General features: G+C 62.3%; 22 protein-coding genes. 12 read left to right on the top strand and 10 right to left on the bottom strand.

All coding sequences use genetic code 11. The features are described 5' to 3' along the window. Nucleotides 1-2 precede the first annotated feature (2 nt). Entirely contained in the window at nt 3-956 is a 954-nt protein-coding gene (locus BM116_RS05815; RefSeq protein WP_083726540.1) for an AraC family transcriptional regulator ligand-binding domain-containing protein, read from the top strand. Nucleotides 957-963: 7 nt separating this feature from the next. Here BM116_RS05815 and BM116_RS05820 read toward each other — a convergent pair whose 3' ends face one another. The 4 genes from BM116_RS05820 to BM116_RS05835 all read right to left on the bottom strand — a co-directional run bounded on the left by BM116_RS05820 (nt 964) and on the right by BM116_RS05835 (nt 4,001). Further along, nucleotides 964-1,287, bottom strand: a complete 324-nt coding sequence (locus BM116_RS05820) for a hypothetical protein (protein ID WP_083726538.1) — start codon at nt 1,285-1,287, stop codon at nt 964-966. A gap of 46 nt (nt 1,288-1,333) precedes the next feature. Then, nucleotides 1,334-2,224 carry an ankyrin repeat domain-containing protein gene (locus BM116_RS05825; protein WP_169847254.1) on the bottom strand — a complete coding sequence of 297 codons (891 nt, stop codon included), beginning with the start codon at nt 2,222-2,224 and terminating at the stop codon, nt 1,334-1,336. Between the two features lie 113 nt (nt 2,225-2,337). Then, nucleotides 2,338-3,009 (bottom strand): gamma-glutamyl-gamma-aminobutyrate hydrolase family protein, encoded by a 672-nt coding sequence (locus tag BM116_RS05830; RefSeq protein ID WP_083726534.1) that lies wholly within the window; start codon nt 3,007-3,009, stop codon nt 2,338-2,340. Continuing rightward, the gene (locus tag BM116_RS05835) at nt 3,006-4,001 is read right to left on the bottom strand and encodes an amidoligase family protein (RefSeq protein ID WP_083726532.1); all 996 of its coding nucleotides are present in this window, start codon (nt 3,999-4,001) and stop codon (nt 3,006-3,008) included. Before BM116_RS05835 ends, BM116_RS05830 begins: the two co-directional genes overlap by 4 nt. Nucleotides 4,002-4,189: 188 nt before the next feature. Between BM116_RS05835 and BM116_RS05840 the strand changes: the two genes are divergently transcribed. From BM116_RS05840 to BM116_RS05855, 4 genes are all read left to right on the top strand, one after another. Next, on the top strand, nt 4,190-4,378 hold the full coding sequence (locus BM116_RS05840) for a hypothetical protein (protein ID WP_083726530.1): 189 nt from the start codon (nt 4,190-4,192) through the stop codon (nt 4,376-4,378). Nucleotides 4,379-4,395: 17 nt separating this feature from the next. After that, nucleotides 4,396-5,049 carry a TetR family transcriptional regulator gene (locus BM116_RS05845; RefSeq protein WP_083726528.1) on the top strand — a complete coding sequence of 218 codons (654 nt, stop codon included), beginning with the start codon at nt 4,396-4,398 and terminating at the stop codon, nt 5,047-5,049. A gap of 243 nt (nt 5,050-5,292) precedes the next feature. Then, nucleotides 5,293-6,960, top strand: coding sequence for a BCCT family transporter (locus BM116_RS05850; protein ID WP_083726526.1), 1,668 nt, complete (start codon nt 5,293-5,295; stop codon nt 6,958-6,960). A 177-nt stretch (nt 6,961-7,137) separates the two neighbouring features. Further along, nucleotides 7,138-7,488 carry a TetR family transcriptional regulator C-terminal domain-containing protein gene (locus tag BM116_RS05855; protein WP_083726524.1) on the top strand — a complete coding sequence of 117 codons (351 nt, stop codon included), beginning with the start codon at nt 7,138-7,140 and terminating at the stop codon, nt 7,486-7,488. A 267-nt stretch (nt 7,489-7,755) separates the two neighbouring features. On the opposite strand, the gene BM116_RS05860 is transcribed toward BM116_RS05855, so the two are convergent. The 3 genes from BM116_RS05860 to BM116_RS05870 are packed head-to-tail and all read right to left on the bottom strand — an operon-like array spanning nt 7,756 to nt 11,351. Further along, the gene (locus BM116_RS05860) at nt 7,756-8,487 is read right to left on the bottom strand and encodes a 3'-5' exonuclease (RefSeq protein WP_083726522.1); all 732 of its coding nucleotides are present in this window, start codon (nt 8,485-8,487) and stop codon (nt 7,756-7,758) included. Continuing rightward, nucleotides 8,484-10,397 (bottom strand): DUF294 nucleotidyltransferase-like domain-containing protein, encoded by a 1,914-nt coding sequence (locus tag BM116_RS05865; protein ID WP_083726520.1) that lies wholly within the window; start codon nt 10,395-10,397, stop codon nt 8,484-8,486. Before BM116_RS05865 ends, BM116_RS05860 begins: the two co-directional genes overlap by 4 nt. A gap of 33 nt (nt 10,398-10,430) precedes the next feature. Then, nucleotides 10,431-11,351: a LysR family transcriptional regulator gene (locus BM116_RS05870; protein ID WP_083726518.1), complete on the bottom strand. Its 921-nt coding sequence runs from the start codon at nt 11,349-11,351 to the stop codon at nt 10,431-10,433. 86 nt (nt 11,352-11,437) lie between these two features. Here BM116_RS05870 and BM116_RS05875 point away from each other — a divergent pair, with 86 nt between their 5' ends. From BM116_RS05875 to BM116_RS05890, 4 genes are all read left to right on the top strand, one after another. Further along, nucleotides 11,438-11,893, top strand: a complete 456-nt coding sequence (locus BM116_RS05875) for a DoxX family protein (RefSeq protein WP_083726516.1) — start codon at nt 11,438-11,440, stop codon at nt 11,891-11,893. Nucleotides 11,894-11,918: 25 nt separating this feature from the next. After that, on the top strand, nt 11,919-12,728 hold the full coding sequence (locus tag BM116_RS05880) for a DODA-type extradiol aromatic ring-opening family dioxygenase (RefSeq protein WP_083726514.1): 810 nt from the start codon (nt 11,919-11,921) through the stop codon (nt 12,726-12,728). 428 nt (nt 12,729-13,156) lie between these two features. Beyond that, complete coding sequence (locus tag BM116_RS05885; RefSeq protein WP_083726512.1) at nt 13,157-13,918, top strand: SIR2 family NAD-dependent protein deacylase; 762 nt, start codon at nt 13,157-13,159, stop codon at nt 13,916-13,918. 13 nt (nt 13,919-13,931) lie between these two features. After that, nucleotides 13,932-14,198, top strand: a complete 267-nt coding sequence (locus tag BM116_RS05890; protein ID WP_083726510.1) for a DksA/TraR family C4-type zinc finger protein — start codon at nt 13,932-13,934, stop codon at nt 14,196-14,198. 41 nt (nt 14,199-14,239) lie between these two features. Here the strand turns inward: BM116_RS05890 and BM116_RS05895 are convergent, their stop codons facing one another. Beyond that, entirely contained in the window at nt 14,240-15,130 is an 891-nt protein-coding gene (locus tag BM116_RS05895) for a cache domain-containing protein (protein ID WP_235846707.1), read from the bottom strand. 256 nt (nt 15,131-15,386) lie between these two features. Beyond that, nucleotides 15,387-16,181 (bottom strand): AraC family transcriptional regulator, encoded by a 795-nt coding sequence (locus tag BM116_RS05900; protein WP_083726508.1) that lies wholly within the window; start codon nt 16,179-16,181, stop codon nt 15,387-15,389. A gap of 94 nt (nt 16,182-16,275) precedes the next feature. Here BM116_RS05900 and BM116_RS05905 point away from each other — a divergent pair, with 94 nt between their 5' ends. Continuing rightward, complete coding sequence (locus tag BM116_RS05905; protein WP_083726506.1) at nt 16,276-17,262, top strand: bile acid:sodium symporter family protein; 987 nt, start codon at nt 16,276-16,278, stop codon at nt 17,260-17,262. Between the two features lies 1 nt (nt 17,263). Here the strand turns inward: BM116_RS05905 and BM116_RS05910 are convergent, their stop codons facing one another. After that, a complete protein-coding gene (locus BM116_RS05910; protein WP_211276269.1) occupies nt 17,264-17,749 on the bottom strand; it encodes an Lrp/AsnC family transcriptional regulator in 486 nt (161 codons plus the stop codon). A gap of 143 nt (nt 17,750-17,892) precedes the next feature. Here BM116_RS05910 and BM116_RS05915 point away from each other — a divergent pair, with 143 nt between their 5' ends. Both BM116_RS05915 and yghU read left to right on the top strand, forming a co-directional pair. Next, entirely contained in the window at nt 17,893-18,504 is a 612-nt protein-coding gene (locus BM116_RS05915) for a LysE family translocator (protein WP_083726502.1), read from the top strand. Nucleotides 18,505-18,605: 101 nt separating this feature from the next. Beyond that, nucleotides 18,606-19,451, top strand: coding sequence for a glutathione-dependent disulfide-bond oxidoreductase (gene yghU, locus BM116_RS05920; protein WP_083726500.1), 846 nt, complete (start codon nt 18,606-18,608; stop codon nt 19,449-19,451). Nucleotides 19,452-19,659: the final 208 nt, after the last annotated feature.

Consider the following 19,659-nt stretch of genomic DNA (forward strand, 5'->3'; position numbering starts at 1 on the left):
ACATGCGCGCAGAGGACAAAAACATAGTTGATGTGGCCAAAAAGCCGGTGCAGCTCTATCACCACGGCCCGCTAGGGCGTGTGCTGCAGCGCTTTCTGCATGAGTGTGGCGAGCGTCAGGACTTTGATCTGGTGGCGCTGGAGCAGCTCTGGCTCAGAGCCGCAGCCCACGACCCGGCTATTGGTCTGCATCTGTTTTCGCAGTTTTCACGGCAGGACTGGCACGTGCTGGCCTGTCTCGGCTTTTACGCGCCCAATGCTGCGGAGTCTACCGCCTGCTGGGTGCGCTATCAGCGTTTGGCGTCGTCACTAGATGCGGTTGATCAGGTGGAGCGCGATGACCTGCTTGGTGTCAGCATCCGGGTGCATTCTGCCGAGGTGCTTGAGCGCTATCTGGTCGAGCACTACATGACCATGGCCGTCACGCAGCTGAACGCCGCTGCCGAGCGTCAGTTGATTCCCGCACGGGTGTGCCTGCGTCATCCGGAGCCGGCGTATTGGGCCGAGTATCAGCCGCTGCTGGGTGAGCAGTTGGAGTTTGGCGCAGCGTACAACCAGCTGTGGTTTCGACGCGCCGACCTGCTGCACCCCAATCCCGGTGCCAATCAGGGCATGTTTGAGCTGGTCTGCTTTGAACTGGACCGCCGGCTGGCGCAGCAGCGCCGCTTCGGCGGTACCGCTGGACAGGTGTCCGAGCATCTGCGCGAAGGAATGCTGCGTGGCGAGCTGCTGGCGCTGGAGAGTATTGCCGATCTGCTGCACCTGAGCCCGCGCACCTTGCGCCGCAGGCTGCAGGAGCAGGATCTGAACTTTCGTCAGTTGCTTGATCTGGTGCGCGCCGAGCTGGATCAGTACCTGAGTCTGCAGGGCCTGACCCGCGCCCAAGTCGGGGAGCGGCTGGGCTACGGGGACACCGCCGCCTATCTGCATGCGCGCAAGCGTTGGGCGGCAGATTAGCCGGGGACTAGGCGAAGTGGTCTTGCATCCAGTCGAACAGCGTTTGGCTACTCATCTGCGCCAGCGCCATTTGCTTGAATTCACCGCCGACTTCTTCTTTCCGGGTGACGAACTGGTAGAGCACCACGCCCGGATGCTGGTCATGCAGGATCAGGGTGATACGGCGCTGGGTACGCAAGCAGTCCAGCGTGAGCACATCGGCGGGGATGCCGACATCACGCATGCTCTGGCGCACCTCGACTACTGGGTTGATGTGCTGATGCGCCGCTTGAATTTGTGTATGGGCATCGTTGACCAGATCGGACAGGGTTTTCAGCGGATCGACGGACACGGGTACTCCGATTTACAGGGGAAATTACGGCATTGTCCCGGTGAGTTCAGGGTTGGGTCCCGCCGACACTCAGCAGGTAATCAATCACCGGCTGATTCTTGTCGTAGTGGGCCCAGGTCAGCGGGGTTTGCTGACCGCGGCAGGGGTGGTTGACCTCGGCGCCCTGTTCAACGAGGTAGCGCACATCGCCAACCTGGCCATCCTGCGCCAGGTAATGCAGCGCCGTGCAGCCTCGGTTGTCGGGATAGTTTACTGGAACGCCCCAATCCACCAGATACCTTACCACTGCACCTTTTTCGGTCAGTGCCCCAAAGTGCAGGGCGCGGTTGATCAGCTCATCCGGGGCCTTGCCACTCTGGACAAGGGCCTTGAGGGTTTGCAGGTTGCCCAGTCGTGCCGACATGCGTAGCGCTTCGTTATTGCGGGCCTGGGTAAAGTCGATGTCGTACTGCAGCAGCAGCGTGGTCTGCTGAAAGTCGTCAGTGTAAGCAGCTTGAAACAGGGTGTCGGGGCCCGGCCGTGCGCCGTGACGGAGCAGCGCGGCGGTTAGCGTTGGCAGGCTGCGCCGCACGGACTGATCAAAGCTTTGCTGTAGCTTCTGAGGATCGAGCTGTGCGTTGTTGTCGAGGCGTGCCAGCTCGTAGGCCAAGCCAAAATTGCCGGTGTTGGCGGCGTGGATCAAGGCCTCAAGGAGGTCGGCATCACTGATAGTGTCGAAAAAGCCGATGTCGGCAAACAGAAAGGCGCCGTCATCTTGACGTGATCTGGTGGCGGCTTTTAAACCGTTGATGTCGGTACTGATGCCGCGCCGGTTTAACTCTGCGAAGACGTTATCGCGGTGTTCGGATGGGGCGTTGCAGCCGCTGGCCAACAGGGCAAGTAATGCCGTAAGCAGGATGGGTGACAGGAGGCCGGTAGTCCGTTGGGGCCTGCGCATGGGGTTGGCCTTTTCCGTTAGTCGCAAGGGGCGATGGGGTAAACGCCTTCGCATCTTAATCATCGACGTCGTTGGTCACCAGCAAACCGGGTTACTTGATGGCAGAGATGGTGCTACCCCAGCTCCCGCGCCGCCGACACCAGCGCCTTGAACAGCCGCCTTTGGCGCGGCAGAAACAGCAGAAACTCCGGGTGCCATTGCACGCCCATGACAAAGCGCCGCCCGGGTGCTTCGACCGCCTGGGTGATCTGGTCCAGGTCGCGGGCGCTGACCACCAGTCCCTCACCAAGCTGGTTGATGGCCTGATTGTGCAGGCTGTTGATGCGCGCGTGTTGCGCGCCAAGCAGTCGGGCGAGATGGCTGCCGGCGTCTACGCAGAGGGTTTTCAGCGGCAGGATGGTGCGCCGGTGCGAGGTCAGCTTGCGGCGTGAGCGCAGGTCCTGAAACAGATTGCCGCCGCAGCGTACGTTCAGCAGCTGCGCGCCCCGGCAGATACCCAGCAGCGGCAGGCCCCGGTGCAGGGCGTCGTCGATGACGGCGGTTTCGAGGGCATCGCGGGCGGTGTCATAGCGTGGTTTGACCTCCGGCTCGGCGGCATAGAGCACCGGGTCGATGTCGTGCCCGCCCGTCACCACCACGCCGTCGTAGCGCGGCAGACGGCGCTCGTCTCCCGGCCCCAGTTGGATGGGCACGCCGCCGTAGTAGCGGATTGCGCGTGCCACCAGAAAGCGCGGCCCAAAGGCCCCGCGTCGGGGGCCGGTAATGGCAATGCGGGGGCGCTTCATGACGCCTCGCTGCTGAGCCAGTCCCGTTCCAGCTGCCGTGGCCAGCTTTCCAGCAGCCTGCTCAGCCCCTGATGCAGCCATTGCTGATAGGCCTCGCAGCAGCGCTGCAGGCGTTCGCGGTCGCAGGCCAGGCGTTCAATCTGCAGCCAGTCGTTCCAGGCGGGGGTCATGTCCCAGCCGGGCTTATCGATGCGGCAGTCGGGCAGGCGGTAGTGAAAGGTGGGGCGCGCCTTGATCAGCGGGTCCGGCGCGCGGGCCAGCACGCGCTGCTCGTCGAGGTGACGAAACAGCGGCAGCATGTCCAGCGCGCGGTTGCGGGTCGGGTTGTGCTCCAGGTAATCATCAATCAGCCGCGCCTGATCGGGCCAGTATTCGGGCGTGGTGACGCGTTTGACGTAGGCGGCCGGGAACGGGTCCACATAGGTCGTGATGCGCCGCGTTAGGTTTACCTCGGTGCGTTCGGCCAGCCAGTCGTACAGGCACAGGAAGGCTTTCAAATAAGCGGTAATGGTCTCGGGGCGGTCGTCCGGGATTTCAGGGTTGAACTGCATGCCAAAGGCATTGGTCAGGCGGTCGCCGGTGCCCTTGGCGCCGGCCTCGCGCAGGCGGGCAATCAGTGCGTTCATTTCATCCAAGCGGTCCAGCGGCAGCGGCGGGCTGACCAGCTCGGCGGGCACCAGTGCTTCGGCGACCCAGATCAGGGCGTCTTCGGCAGAGCTCATCAGTTCGGCGGAGCGCGGGTCTTCCGGGCGCGGCTTGCGGCCCAGGCGCTTGACCAGGCTGGAGTCCAGCTCCACTACCCAGTCTCCGGCTTCATCGCCGGTCAGGCGGCGCTCGTAGCGACCGGGCTTTTCGATCTGGTAGTTGCCTTCGCCGGCGACGAGTTGGCTCAGGCTGTCGATATCGATGCCGTTCATTTCCAGCTCGACACCAACGCGGCGCAAGGCGCCGTCGCTGGTTCGGGTGCGCGGTGGCATCACAAGGGTGGACATAGGGCCTGTCTCCTGCGGCGTAAGCAGCTGCGCGTCAACGGGTAGGCTGCATGATGTGTGCGTCCCGGGCGCGCCGCTGGTGTAGAATCCTTGAGCAAGTACTGGCGGCGGGCATCAGGCCCGGGCGCCAGAGGCATGCCAAATCAAGCAGCACTTCCTTAACAACCTTTTTTGCACACAGGTATGACATGAGCAAGCTTTCGGAGTTTCGCGCCGCTGAGCGTGAGTTGGCCGCGCAGCTGGAGCACCTTGAAAAACTCAAGCAGGACAGCGGCTTGCAGCAAGAGCTGGCGTTTAACGAAGAACTCAAGGCGCTGATGGACGCGTACGCGATGACGCCGCGTCAGGTACTGTCAATTTTGCGCTCGGCGCCTTAACCCCCCGCGGGTTTGCCATGAACGCAGAGCCGCCGGGCAAGCGAGCTTTACTGGATGCTGCCGAGCGCCTGGCAGGCTGCAGCCGCTGTCTGACCAGTCTGGGGCTGCGTGAGCTGGCGCGCGAAGCCGGGCTCAACCCCAATACCTTTTATCGTCACTTCCGCGACATGGAAGACCTTGGCCTGCAGCTGCTGCGCCAGTCCAAGGACGAATTGCGTGCGGCGCTGCGCGCGTTGCGACGACAGGCTGCCGGTGCGGTCGAGCAGGGCGCTGGTGAAGCTGGTGTCAGCAAGGGGCGGGCGGTGTGCAGGCAGACCTTGCGCCTGTATTTTGATTACGTGTATGCCAACCGTGCCCGTGTGCTGATAGCCGTGCGCGAACTGCACGGGCCCTCGCCAGCACTGCGCCTGGAACTGCAACGGCAGATGGATGAGTTTGCCGACGACATGGCGCAGGACATCCATGAACTAGGGCTGATGCCGCCTCTGGTATCCGCCTCCCAGGTCCGCCGGATCGCCGGCATGGTCAACCGCAACATGCTGTTCCAGTCGCTGGATTACCTGGGTGAACCGGCCCGGCGCAGCGAAATTCTGGCGCTGGCCGAGGACCAGGTGATGATGCTGTTTACCGGCGCCGTCACCCTGCAATTGCGCGGGGATCTGCGTTCCTGAGTGCCGCCGCTTTGGGGCGGCAATTTCACTAATGCCCGGCAACTGGCTATCATTAGCGCGCGTCGACTGAAAAACACAGTGACTGAATCTGTCTTTTTGGGCTAACAACAGTGTTGCCGCCGCGCGCCCAAAGGGGCGCTTTCGCGTCCCCTCGGGGACTCATTTTGGTGTCCCGTCTCGCTGTGCGGTTCGGCTAACACGTCACCGGGCAATTGCCCGCACTGAAGTATCGGAGCATCTCAGATGGCGAAAGAACCATTGAATGAGCACGACCCCGCGGCCTCTAAGGCCCCCCACGATGGCATCCCGGCACCGACCGGCGAAGCCAACCTGATCGACACCGACTACGTTATCGGTCAGGACAACATTTCTGGCAGTTTTGTTTTCAACCTCGATATCCACGGCAAGGTATTCACTATCTCGGCGTTGGCCGTGGTGCTGTTCGTGGTGCTGACGCTTGCCCTGCAGGCTGAAGTGGCCCCTTTGTTTGCGGCACTGCGTGACTGGCTGACTGGTAATCTGGCCTGGTTCTTTTTGGGCGCAGCTAACATCTTTGTACTCTTGTGTCTCGGCCTGATCGTATCGCCACTGGGTAAGGTGCGCATTGGCGGTATGGAAGCCAAGCCTGACTACGGCTACCTCGGCTGGTTTGCCATGCTGTTTGCTGCCGGTATGGGTATCGGCCTGATGTTTTACGGCGTATCCGAGCCGATGTCGCATTTCTCCTCGTCGCTTGGCGGCGTGGCGGTAGGTGAGGATGGTCTGCGCACCGACTGGGCACCGTTGGCCGGGGCAGCCGGCGACGCGGCAGCCGCTGAGCGCCTCGGCATGGCGGCGACCATCTTCCATTGGGGCCTGCATCCTTGGGCAATCTATGCGGTGGTGGCGCTGGCGCTGGCGCTGTTCTCCTTTAACAAGGGCCTGCCGCTGACCATTCGCTCTATCTTCTATCCGATCCTGGGTGAGCGCGTCTGGGGCTGGCCTGGACATATCATCGATACCCTGGCCGTGTTCGCTACGCTGTTTGGTCTGGCCACCTCGCTGGGTTTCGGTGCCGAACAGGCAACTGCCGGTTTGCACTACCTGTTTGATATCGGTACCGGCAACGTCACCAAGGTGCTGCTGATCATGGGCATCACCGCTCTGGCGCTGCTCTCGGTGGTCGCGGGTCTGGACAAAGGTGTGAAGCGTCTGTCCGAGATCAACATGGTACTGGCTATCGTGCTGATGGGCTTTGTCATCATTGTTGGCCCGACCCTGGCGATTGCCACCGGCTTCTTCGATAACCTGTTGGCCTATGTCACCAACCTGCCGGCGCTGTCCAACCCTGTGGGCCGTGAAGATGCCAACTTTACCCAAGGCTGGACTGCCTTCTACTGGGCCTGGTGGATCAGCTGGTCGCCCTTTGTCGGCATGTTCATCGCCCGCGTCAGCCGTGGCCGTACCGTACGCGAGTTCCTGATTGCCGTACTGCTGGTGCCTTCATTGGTGTCGGTACTGTGGATGACCGCCTTTGGTGGCACCGCTATCGGCCAGTTTGTTGCCGACGGCTTTACCGGTGTGCAGGATGCCGCGCTGGAGTTGAAACTGTTCGTCATGCTCGGCGAGCTGCCGCTGACCGCCATCACCTCCTTCGTCGGGATCGTGCTGGTTATCGTGTTCTTCGTAACCTCCTCGGACTCTGGCTCGCTGGTAATCGATACCATCACCGCCGGCGGCAAGGTCAATGCACCGGTGCCGCAGCGCGTGTTCTGGGTGATCGGTGAAGGCGTGGTTGCCATTGCGCTGCTGCTTGGCGGTGGATTGGCCGCCTTGCAGGCCATGGCGGTGTCGACCGGCTTGCCGTTCACCATCGTGCTGCTGGTGGGCTGTATTGCCATCATCAAGGGCTTGATGAGCGAACCGCGCTAAGTCTGGTTGCCTGACAAAAGGGTAGCACCGCTTCGGCGTGCGGCCCTTTTTTGTTTCCGCTTATGCTCTGCCAGCAGGCAAGGTGGGATAGGCGCCTGCCTGACGTGCGCAGCTCAAGAAGTTGCAACTGCACTACTACATCGAAGACAAAGAGGCGCTTTACTCGCAGGTATTGGCATGGTGCTGGACAGCTGGCGTAGTTTTTTTGTGTTCGACGCCGAGCCGGAGCTGACGCCACGCGAGGCACTGAGCGAGTTTGTGCGGGTGAAACTGGACTATGCGCTGGAGCAGCCTGAGCTGTCGCGGATCTGCACCATGGAGGTGCTCAGCGGCGGCACGCGGCTGGAGAACTATTGGCCGGGGGCGATGGAGGCGAACCACGCCAAGGTAGCGAAGATCAACAGCTGGGTGGCCGACGGTGCCCTGCGCCCGCTCGATGGCCGGCTGCTGATCATGCATATCTGGGCGCTGACCCGACTACACCCTGCAGGCCGAAATGCTGCTGGAGTCGCCGCTGACAGCGCCTGAGGTGCGGCAGAAAATCGAGCAGGAGCCTATCGAGTTTGTCCTCTCTGGCGCTGGCTTGCGCGCCTGACTTTCCCTTCTTCAACTCCCTGAACGCCGTTTGAAATAGCCCCGCAGTAATCCGCTGGCATGCGTTATTCATTGAGACCAGCGTGCAAACCGGCTTTCAGCTGCACCTGAGCTGAACCGATATCGACGCGCTGCCCGACAAGGCCAACGACCCGCACTCGCTGCTCAATCCGGGCAAGATGCGCTCGCTGCCGGGCTGAGTCAGTACCAGAGGTCGCGCAGCGGGGTGTCCGGCTGGTAGTGATGCAGTATCTGCGCCTGCAGCAGCTCTGCCGTTGCCACCGCATCGGTCAGGGCGTGGTGCGCGGAGTAGGGTGGCAGGCCGTAGCGCAGGCGGCTGTCGGCCAGGCGGATCGACTCGATCTTGCGGCCGAACAGCCGAGCCAGCCAGCCAGGCTGTGCGCTACCCCGGTGTAGTCGGGCTTCGAGCTGCATGGTGTCAATCACCGGAAAGGTCAGTGACTCGCCCAGGTGCTGCTGCACCGCACGATCGAGAAAGGTCCGCTCAATGGCCCGGTAGTGCACCACCATGATCTTGCCGGCCATGACCTTGAGCACCTGGTCCAGGATCGCCGTCATGGGCGGAGCCTGGCGGATGTCGGAGTGGGTGATGCGATGAAAGGTGATCGACTCCTCGCTCAGCGGCGCACCGGGCTTGACCACCTCGTAGAAGGCGTCGCGGCAGCGGATGCGTTGCAGGTCAAAGGGCACCAGACCAATGCTGACAATGGCGTCGCGGCGGGCATCCAGCCCGGTCGTTTCGATGTCCAGGGCCATCAGTGGAGCGTCCTGCAGCGGTGTATCACCGCTGACGCAGCCTGCCTGATAGAAGGTCTGCAGGGCCGGGTGACGGCTGCGCTCGGCGCGGCGCGCCAGTTCGTTGGTCCAGTCGATGGCGGGGCCGCCCGGGGCGGCCGGGGTAAAACGAATCATAACGTACGGGTAACGGGCAGGTGCGGGTAGCGAAAGCGCAGAAACTTCTGGGCGTTGCTGAGCACCTGAAACGCTTCCTTCAGGTTGTGCCGCTCGGCGGCGGGGATGTTTTCCGGTTCCACTTCGTTGTCCGGGTCCATGCCGTCTTCCAGGTCTACGGCCTGATGGCGGATGCGTACCAATGACAGGAACTCCAGGGCGTAGCGAAGGCGTTCCAGCGCTTCGGGGGGCATCAGCTTGGTCGCTGCGATCGCGTCCAGACGGTCGAAGGAGTTTTGTGCGCGCGAGCCGCAGGCCAGCGCATGCACGCGGATCAGGTCGGTGAGCGGCGCGGTGCCACGGCGCTTGAGGTTGATCACGTTCTTGTGGCGACCGTCCTTTTCCATCACAAAGGTGCGGAAAAAGCCCAGCGGTGGTGTGCGGTTCAGAGCGTTGCGCGCCAGCGCTGCAAGGAAGGGCTCGTTGCTGCTGGCGCGCTCGGCCAGCAGCTCCTGCAACTCCTCGACCAGCGCGCTTTCACCGTATACGGCATCCAGATCAAAGAAGATGCAGCTGTTGAGCAGCGCCTCGGGTTTGGGTCGGTCGATCCAGTCGTTGAAATAGCCACGCCAGACCGACAGCGGCTGCCGCCACTTGGGGTTGGTCGCCATGATGCCACCCTTGCAGTAGCTGTAGCCGCAGGCGGCGAGGCCGTCGCTGACGATGGTCGCCAGCTGGAAGAAGTAGTCGTCGTGCTGCGCCGGGTCAAAGCGATCGTCGAGTACCAGTGCGTTGTCCTGGTCGGTAACCACCAGTTGTTCATCGCGGGCCATGGAGCCGAGCGCCATGAAGGCGTAGGGCACCGGTGGCGGACCCAATTGGTCTTCGGCCAGCTCCAGCAGGCGCTGGGTGAAGCTGCGACCGATACCGGACATGGCGCTGCCGATCATGTGCGCGCTGGCTTCGTCGCGGGCCATGCGCACAAAGGTGGCGCGTACGTCCGGCAGCAGGCTTTTCAGCTCTTCGGCTGACTGTTTGTTGTAGATGGCGCTGACCAGATACAGGCTGCTCTGGGACTCGTACTTGATGATGTCGCTGAGGTTGATCAGGCCGATCGGGCGGCGGCGGGTGACCACCGGCAGGTGGTGAATGTTGTTGCGCAACATGCTGAGCATGGCTTCGAACACCGTGTCGTCGCCTTGCACGGTGATCGGGTTGGGCGACATCACCTCGCTGACCGGGGTTTCCAGCGGCAAGCCTTCAGCCAGCACGCGGGTGCGGAAGTCGCGGTCGGTAATGATGCCGACCATGACGCCGTGGTGCGGCTCGGCAACCGGCACGCGGTCGGGGTTGGGCCACTGGCTGTGCGGGTCGACCACAACCAGTGAGGAGACGCTCTGGCTGGTCATTACCTGCGCCGCCTCCTGCACGCTGGTGGTCAGCGGCACGGTCACCGGAAGGCGGGAAATTAGCTTGCGCACCTTGATCTTCATCAGCTCGCTGGCACGGCCGTTCTCCACCGCAGCCTTGAGGCGCGACTGGCCCTCGGCCTCGACAAAGTCGGCAAAGTGCTCGTGTTGCTCGCACAGCTGATCGAACAGGGTGCCGGGTATGTAATACAGCAGGGTGTCTTCGATGGCCTTGGCGGGGAAGCGCACGCGGTTACGTCGCAGCAGGCCGAAGTGACCAAAGACATCGCCTTCGGTCAGACGGTTATAGAGGTCGCCATTGCGCCGAAAGATCTCCACCGCACCGCTGCGCACGTAATGCAGTTCGTGGATTTCCTGGTTGAAGGTCAGGATCTGGGTGCCGGCCTTGCAGTAGCCGATTTCCACCTGGCGGGCGACATCGTCGAGTACCTCTTCGGGCAGTTCGTCGAACGGCGGGAAGCGGCTGAGGTGGTCGCGAATCTCGATCAGCTCGATCTGCATGGTGACTCCGGTGCGGCGTTGGTATTCGTCAGTTTAACCAGTGTAGGAATCCGGGCCCAACCGCTGGCGCAGAAATTCGCGAAACACCCGCACGCGCGCCGGTGCCTGAGCGCCGCTCAGGCTGATGGCGAACAGCGTGCCGCGTGATAGGTGCCACTGCGGCAAGACCTGTACCAGCTCCCCGCGTGCTACCGATTCGCGGGCGATCAGGTCCGGGAGTGGGCCAATCCCAACACCGTGGCGCAGCAGCTGCAGGGCGCTGGCAAAGTCGTTGGTGCGCATTACCGGGCGAACGGTCAGCGCACTGCGGCGGCCACGCTCGTCTTCCAGCTCCAGCGTGGTGGCGCCGCTCAGCTCGCGACTGGCCAGCAGCGGGTAGTCGCCCAGCTCGTTCGGATGCTCCGGCAGTGGTTGATCAGGGGCGGCGTACAGCTGGATACGAAAGTGAGCCAGCGCCGAGGCGCGGTAGTTCATGTCCGGCAGATTGCCGGGGGTGGCGCGCAGCGCCAGGTCGATGCGGTGCGCGCTGAGGTCCAGCGGGGCGTCGGTTGCCAGTAGCTCGATGGTGATCTGCGGATACAGCGTGTGAAACGCGGTCAGCAGTGGCGGCATGACACCGACGCCCAGATCCACCGGCGTCGTCAAACGCAGATGACCGGCGGGTACGTCCTGCGCGGCGCGGGCGCTGGCACTGGCATCGGTCAGCAGCGCCAGGGCGTCGCGGGTCTTGAGATAGAAGGCTGTGCCTTCTTCTGTGGCGCTGACCGAGCGGGGAGTACGGGCCAGCAAGGCTACGCCAAGGCGCTGCTCCAGACGCGACAGGCGACGGCTGATGCTGCCCTTGGTTTCGCCACGTTCGCGCGCGGCGGCGGACAGGGTGCCAAACTCAATCACGGCGCAGAAGGCGTAAAGGTCTTCCAGTGATCCGCCTAGGGTTTCCGTTTCGTTAACCATGGGTTGCTGTTTTGCTGTCTTATGTGGATTTGGAAACCATCATATTCTCTTCTCCATCAACGCAACGCAACGTCTGGAGACACAACGTGAGCAACCAAAACACTGTAACCCCCGGTCTGGCCATCTTCGAGCGTCTGGCTCCGCTGGGCTATCCGCTGATTCGTATCACCGCCGGCCTGATGCTGATGCCGCATGGCGCACAAAAGCTATTTGGCTGGTTTGGCGGCTACGGTCTGGAAGCCACCGGCCAGTTCTTCGAAGGTTCGCTGGGCATGTCCCCCGGTATCCTGTTTGCCCTGCTGGCCGGTCTGGTCGAATTCTTTGGTGGCCTGGCGCTGGTGCTGGGGCTGCTGACCCGCCCGGCGGCGCTGGCGGTGACCTTTATGCTGGGGGTGGCGCTGACCGTACACACGGCCAACGGCTTCTTCTGGACTGACGGCGGTGTCGAATACCCGCTGCTGTGGGCCCTGACTGCCTTTGGTATTTTCCTGCGCGGCGGTGACCGCTTCTCGCTGGACCGTCGTTTCGGCCTGCCTTTCTGATCACGCCTGTAAGGAGGACTGAGTGATGTCTGCAACTCGCCTACCGACCGTATTTTTACCCCATGGCGCCGGCCCCTGCTTCTTCATGGACTGGCAGCCGGCCGACACCTGGAACGACATGGCTGACTGGCTGCGCAACCTGTTGCCGGCCTTGAACGTGGCACCGCGTGCCCTGCTGGTCATCTCCGCCCACTGGGAGGAGCCGGTCTTTACCCTTAACACCCAGGCTGCGCCCGGGCTGCTGTATGACTACTACGGCTTTCCGGCGCACACCTACCAGCTGACCTGGCCGGCGCCGGGGGCGCCGGAGTTGGCTGGCGAGGTGGCCGAGCTGCTTGAAGGTGCCGGCTTCAACACCGCGCGTGATAACCAGCGCGGGCTTGATCACGGTGTTTTCATTCCGCTCAAGCTGGTGCGCCCTGAGGCGGACATTCCGGTGTTGCAGCTGTCGCTGCGCGCTGACATGGACCCGCAGGCACACATTGAACTGGGTCGTGCACTGGCACCGCTGCGTGAGCAGGGCGTGCTGATCGTCGGCAGTGGCATGAGCTTTCACAACATCCCGCTGATGCGCGCCAGCTTGCCCACGCCGGCACCGGCTGTGCTGGCCTTTGACGAGTGGCTGCAGTCTGCCATCGTGCTGCCGCAGGCAGAGCGCGACGCCGCGTTGGCCGATTGGCAGCAGGCACCGGGTGCCGGCCTGGCGCACCCTGACGCAGAGCACCTGTTGCCGCTGCATGTGGTGGCGGGTGCCGCTGGCGCGAGCCGAGGGGCTTGCACCTTCCGTCAGGTGGCGATGGGTGTGCCGTTGGCCGGGTTTGTGTTTGCTGACTAGCTGCGCAGGGGCTCCGACAGCTGTTTGAACGAAAGAGATGATTCTCAGTCGGCATAGCGTTGTTCCTGAGTCCGCGTTTCGCCTTTTACGGCGAGCTAAGGGGGCAGCTTGCCCTGCCCCCTTAGCAATCCCCTGGGCACCCGACTACACGGCCCTTCGGGTTCGCTGCGTTGCTCGGGCTGACGGGAAGTCATAAAACTCGGCTCTTCGAGCCTCAGACATCCTATGACTCTTTATCCCGTCAGCCCTGCGCTACTCGCCCGCGTAAACGGGACGAGCGACGGTGCGCACTCCCTCCCTGAGTGTGGCAAATTACCCTTTCTGCCACCCGAGAGCGCCACAGCGAGCTAGGTGACGCGATACCATCTGCTAGCCTGCTTTGCCGTAATGCTGCTCGATGTTGGTAATAGGCAATGGAGGTGGTGAATATGGTGTTTGATCAGGGTTTGCTGGCGCAGTTGCGTGAGGCGCGGCATGTGGTGGTGTTTACCGGTGCCGGGGTGTCGGCGGAGAGTGGTATCGCCACTTTCCGTGATGCCCTCAGCGGACTCTGGTCGCGCTTTGACCCCATGCAGCTGGCAACCCCGGAGGCATTCGAGGATGACCCCGAGCTGGTCTGGGGGTGGTACGAGTCGCGGCGTATGCAGGTACTTGGCAGCTTACCCAACCCTGGCCATCTCGCCATTGCCGAACTGGCTAAGCGGGTCCCACAGGTCACGGTGGTTACCCAAAACGTCGACGACCTGCATGAGCGCGCCGGCAGTGCCAATGTGCTGCATCTGCACGGCAGTTTGCATCAGCCGCGTTGCAGTCGCTGCGCTCAGCCGTTTCGGATGCCGCCGGCACCGCCGGTGGAGCCTGCAGAAGGGCGCAGGCTTGCGCCGCCGCACTGTGAGCACTGTGGCGGTCAGGTGCGGCCGGGGGTGGTCTGGTTCGGTGAGAGTTTGCCGGTCGATGCGCTTGAGGCCGCCTTTGCCGCTGCCGCCGACTGCGATGTGCTGCTGTCGGTGGGGACTTCCGGCGTGGTGTATCCGGCGGCGCAGGTGCCTGAAATCGCGCTGCACTCAGGGGCGGCGGTTGTTCACGTTAACCCTGAGCCGCAGGCGTTCGGTGGTCAGCACGAATGGTTGCTGGCTGGCGCGGCAGGTGAGGTGCTGCCATTGTTAGTGCAGGCGGCTTTCGACGAGTGAAGCGGGAGGCAGCATGGCCAGTGGTTGGGCGCAGGACGGTGCGGTACAGGAGCAGATCGATGCGACGCTGGACTCTGCCGTGGCGCGTGCCCGGCAGGATCTGCCCAAAGGGGAAAGTTTGACTCACTGTGAAGTCTGTGGCGAGCCGATTGCCGAGCGCCGTCGGCTGGCACTGCCCGGCGTGCGCCTGTGTCTGGCCTGTCAGGCCGAGCAGGAAAAAGATGCTCGCTTTGATTCCGGTTATAACCGCAGTGCCAGTAAGGACAGCCAACTGCGTTAGTTGGATACGGGCTGGCAGCAAACGCCACCAGCCCGAATCGCTTACTCGGCTTCAGTTTCCTGGTAGTAACCCACCGCAACCAGGTAGTTGCCGACCTTGCGGATCAGGGTTTTCTTCTCTTCCGGTCGCTCGGTCACGGGGTTGGGCCAGGTGTAGGTAACGCTCTGTTCACCTGCTTCCACCGCATCCAGAATTTTCTGTCCGACACGCATACCATCCCGGTTCTTCAGCTCCGGGAAGTGGATGTTGAGCAGGCGACGGCTGTAGCCATGCGCGACCATGCTCATGCTGGTCATATCCACGACAAAGACATACAGGTCATCGCGGTTGAACTCGGGATCCAGGCGGTTGATGCGGGAAATGGTCGCGTCCGGGTCTGCTTCAATAGCCGCCGCAGCATCGTTCAGCAGGGCAGTGGCAGCGGCTTCACTTGAACGGGGCAGGTAGTAGCCAACGGCAAAGGTCTTGCCGTCGACCTTCTGATAGAACACGTGTTTGCGTTCGACCTTACCGTCGCTCCAGTTCATCCAGCGATACTCCGCGCTGGACACAGCATTCGACTCCGGCGCTTGTAACGCGGAGTTGAATGCCTCCTGCAGCTCCGGGTCCAGCAGCGGAGTTATATCTCGACCAATCAATGCGGCAGACGGCCCTCCGCTGGCAAGCATGTAGCCGTTTTCATCGACGACATAAACGTACTGATCGCCATCGACAAACTCCCCCTGACGGCTGAAGCGTGCAAAGGCTGCATTGCCTTCTTCGCGGTAGGCGGCAACGGCCTTGTGCAGCAACTGGGCGGCGCTGGCGGCCTGCTGCTCATAGCCGGGTTCGGCGGTGGGTTGCGGTGGTGTGGGTGATGTGGCGTGTGCGGCGGTCGTGAACAGCGCTGCCATGGTCAGAGCAGCAATCATGACCGGTTTGTTGACGTTCATAAGCATTCCTCTGCGGGATGTTGTTGTCGCTTGGACGTGGTTGTCCTCTCTCAGCTTAGGAGGATACTGGGCGCTGTCTAGCATGTTGGTATTGTCCGGGATCAACGCACAGCCATTGGGATAGGGCGGCTTTTTGCCCCGAAGACTTATGACATGCTCTAGATCGGTCGTTAGCGGGCCTGAGAGCGGTCCTGGGGAATACGGTATTCAGGGCGCTGATAGTCTGAGGTAGGTCGCCAGCCTGTGGCCCAGATCGCTATTGGCGGCTGGCAAACTGGCTAGGCGTCATGCCGATCTGCGTGCGAAACGCAGCGATAAAGGCCGAGGTGGAGTCGTAGCCGCAGGCCAGCGCGATGTCGGTCACCCGCTCGCCGCGCTCCAGCATGGGCAGGGCGCTGAGCAGTCGAAGGCGCTGGCGCCAGGCGCGAAAGCTCAGCCCGGTGTCGCGCTGGAACAGGCGGGTGAGGGTCTTCTCGGAGCAGTCGAGCTGTGCGCTCCAGTCGCCCAAGGTCAGCGCCAGTTCGGGGTTGTCGAACAGCGCCTGACACACCTGCTGCAGGCGTGAGTCATCCGGCCAGGGCAGGTACAGGCCGGTGTCACGGGCGGCGGTCAGCTGGTCCAGCAGTACGGCAACCAGTCGGCCATCGGCACCGCTTTCGTCGTACTCGATGGGAATCTGCCCAAACTGGTTGATCAGCTCGCGGGTCAGCGCGTTGATCTCCAGCACGGCGCACTGGTCGGCGCGCCAGGGCATGGCGTCGCGCTCGATATAGAGGCTGCGCATTTCGGTATCGGGTGAGCTGATGACCGCGTGCGGCAGGTCGGGCGGCACCAGAATCGCCCGCTGCGGCGGCGCCAGAAAACGGCCGCTGTGGGTATGTACCGCCAGTACCCCGGAGATGGCGTAGGACAGCTGCGCCCACGGGTGGCTGTGCCAGAGCGTGGTGGTGCCGCGCTGCAGTGATTCGCTGCGGGCGTACAGCGGCCGGGGCAGGGCGGGCAGGTCGGGTACGGCGCGGTGACTCAGGCGCTTTTGTCCGTTTGTCGACATTGTGTTATCCAATCGCGTTAGTCGGTCGTTGGGCAAGACAGTAAACTCCCTCCCCGCACGTCGCAACATTGATAACGAAAAACGAGACATTGCCATGGCACGACCACGCTTTTTACCTGACAACATGACCCTCTGCCTTATTGCTGTCGTCATTGCCGCCAGCCTGTTTCCCGTGCACGGGCAGGCAGCTGTTGCCTTTGATGGCCTGACCAACGCGGCCATTGCGCTGCTGTTCTTCATGCACGGCGCCAAGCTATCGCGTGAGGCAATTATTGCCGGTATGACCCACTGGCGCCTGCACCTGCTGGTGTTTGCCTGCACCTTCATCATGTTTCCGCTGCTGGGTGTGCTGCTTAAACCCGCGCTGGTGCCGCTGGTGGGCGATGAACTCTATCTCGGCATTCTGTTCCTCTGCGCGCTGCCAGCCACCGTGCAGTCGGCCATTGCCTTTACCTCGATTGCCCGCGGCAACGTGGCTGCAGCGGTCTGCAGCGCGGCGACCTCCAGCCTGGTGGGTATTTTTGTCACGCCGCTGCTGGTACTGCTGCTGATGGGCGCGCAGGCGGGAGAATCCAGCACGCTGGATGCCATCGGCAAGATTGTGGTGCAGCTGCTGTTGCCCTTTATTGCAGGCCAGATTGCCCGTCGCTGGATCGGTGACTGGGTCGCGCGTAACAAGAGCTGGTTGAAGAGTGTGGACCAGGGCTCGATCCTGCTGGTGGTGTTTGGTGCATTCAGCCACGCGGTAGTTGAGGGTATCTGGCAAACCGTGCCGTTGACCGAGCTGCTGGGTCTGGTTGTCGCCTGCTGCCTGCTGCTGGCGCTGGTGCTGGGGCTGACCGCCTGGCTGGGTCGCCGTCTGGGCTTTAACGTTGAAGACCGCATCACCATCATCTTCGCCGGTTCCAAGAAGAGTCTGGCGACCGGTGTACCGATGGCGCAGGTGCTGTTCGCCGGCGGTGCGCTGGGCACGCTGATTCTGCCGCTGATGCTGTTCCATCAGATTCAGCTGATGGTCTGCGCGGTGTTGGCCGAGCGTTACGGCCGCCGCGCCGAGACCGGCGCAGAAGAAGCCGCCTGAGTTATCCCAGACTGCGCTGCGGTAGATGATCCAGCGGTACTGCGGTCTGCGACTTCACGGTCGAGATGGCAAAGTTGCTGCGAATATCGCTGACCGCAGGGAGTTTGAGCAGGGTGCTGAACAGAAAGTCCTCGTAGGAGGCCAGATCTGGCAGCACCACCTGCAGCAGAAAGTCCGACTCGCCTGACACCACGTGGCAGGAAATCACTTCCGGCAAATCAATCACCGCGGCGCGAAAGGCGTTGGCCGACTCGTCGTGGTGCCGCTCGACCTTTACCCCCACAAACACCGTTAACCCAAGGCCCGCTTTGCTGCGATCCAGCTGCGCGTGGTAGCCGCGAATCACGCCTGCCTCTTCCAGCAGGCGCACCCGGCGCAAACAAGGCGAGGGTGACAGGCCGACTTCTTCGGCCAGTTGCACGTTGCTCAGTTTTGCATTGCGCTGCAGGGCGTCGAGGATGCGTCTGTCCAGGTTGTCCAAGTTCATTGGCATATTCCCACTTTATTTGATTATTAACTGGCAGTTTATGCCAATAACTAAAACGTTGGCGCACTAACTCGCAATGACCTGTATCGCCACTCGGCCCTACCATAGCTATTGAAAGATGACTCGGCCGGAGCGCGCCTGAAATGACGGAATTGTGGATGTTTGTTGGTGCCCTGGCGGTGGCGTATCTGGTGCCGGGGCCGGACATGCTGTTGCTATTGCAGACCGCTGCGAGCCATTCGCGCTGGCAGAGCGCTGGCACCATCGCCGGTCTCGCGCTGGCCCGCGCGGCGCACGTGGCGCTGGCCGGGCTTGGTCTGGCGGCGCTGCTGCAGACCGCGCCTTGGACCTTTAACGCGGTGCGCCTGTTCGGCGCGGTCTATCTGATCTGGCTGGGCGTCTCTATCTGGCGAGCGCCGTCATTGGTGCCGCAGGTCGGCGCTGCGCGTCGCTCGCCTACCGTGTGGGCCGCATTCTGGCGCGGACTTCTGACCAACATCAGCAACCCCAAGGCGCTGTTGTTCTGCTCGGTGTTGTTGCCGCAGTTCATTGATCCGCATGGCGGCAGCGTGGCCTGGCAGTTCACCCTGCTGGGCATCATTTTGCTGCTGATCGGTGTGTGCTTCGATCTGGTTTACGTCGCCAGCGGCAGGCTGATGGGTGGCTGGCTGCGCGAGCGCCCACGCTTGCAGCAGCTGCAGCGTTGGGCTTTTGGCGCGCTGTTGGTGGGCTTTGGCGCACGCTTGGTGTTTTAGTGCAGCGAGCGCGAGAATTCGGCATTGACCTGCTGAACCTGGCTCGACATTCTTTGTCGTCTACCCTTTGGGGCTGATTTCAGAGCATAGGAAGACAGCGCATGACTGACAGCAGTTATACACCCCCCAAGGTCTGGACCTGGGATAGCGAGAACGGCGGCAAGTTTGCCAGTATCAATCGCCCGATTGCCGGGCCGACCCACGACAAGGATCGGCCGGTGGGCAAGCACCCGTTCCAGCTGTATTCGCTGGCCACGCCCAACGGCGTCAAGGCCACCATCATGCTCGAAGAACTGCTGGCGCTGGGCCACAGCGGCGCTGAATACGACGCCTGGCTGGTGCGTATCAATGAGGGTGACCAGTTCAGCAGCGGCTTTGTGGAGGTTAACCCCAACTCCAAAATTCCGGCGCTGATGGACCACGGCACCAACCCGCCCACACGGGTGTTCGAGTCTGGCTCCATCCTGCTGTATCTGGCGGAGAAGTTCGGCGCGCTGTTGCCGACCGATCACGGCAAGCGCACCGAAGCGATGAACTGGCTGTTCTGGCAGATGGGCTCGGCGCCCTACTTGGGTGGTGGTTTTGGCCACTTCTATGCCTATGCGCCGGAAAAGTTCGAGTACCCGATCAATCGCTTCTCCATGGAAGTGAAGCGTCAGCTGGACGTACTCAACCGCCACCTGGCCGACAACCGCTACATGGCCGGTGACGAGTACAGCATCGCCGATATCGCCATCTACCCCTGGTACGGCGTGCTGGTAGAAGGTGGCCTGTATGAGGCGGCTGAATTCCTCTCGGTACACGAGTACGAGCATGTGCGCCGCTGGGCCGCCGAGATTGCCGCGCGGCCAGCGGTGCAGCGCGGTCGCCGGGTCAACCGCGTGTGGGGCGATGAAGCCCTGCAGGTGGCCGAGCGTCACGACGCCAGCGATATCAGCAACGCCTGAACGCAGCGCGTTACTCGACTTCAAACAGCCTCCGCAATGGAGGCTGTTTGCGTTTCAGCAGGTGCTTTTATTCCTCCTCTGGCCAGTTCCGCGTGTCGGGCCACATTGCTCGATCTTTATAATTGTTATAACGTAATATTTTGTGCGGTCTCAATCTAAACGCCCAGCAGAGTGCGGTGGTGAGGCTGCTCACGCCTGTCCAGAGGAA

The organism is Halopseudomonas pachastrellae, assembly GCF_900114765.1.
In the GTDB taxonomy this organism is placed as follows: domain Bacteria; phylum Pseudomonadota; class Gammaproteobacteria; order Pseudomonadales; family Pseudomonadaceae; genus Halopseudomonas; species Halopseudomonas pachastrellae.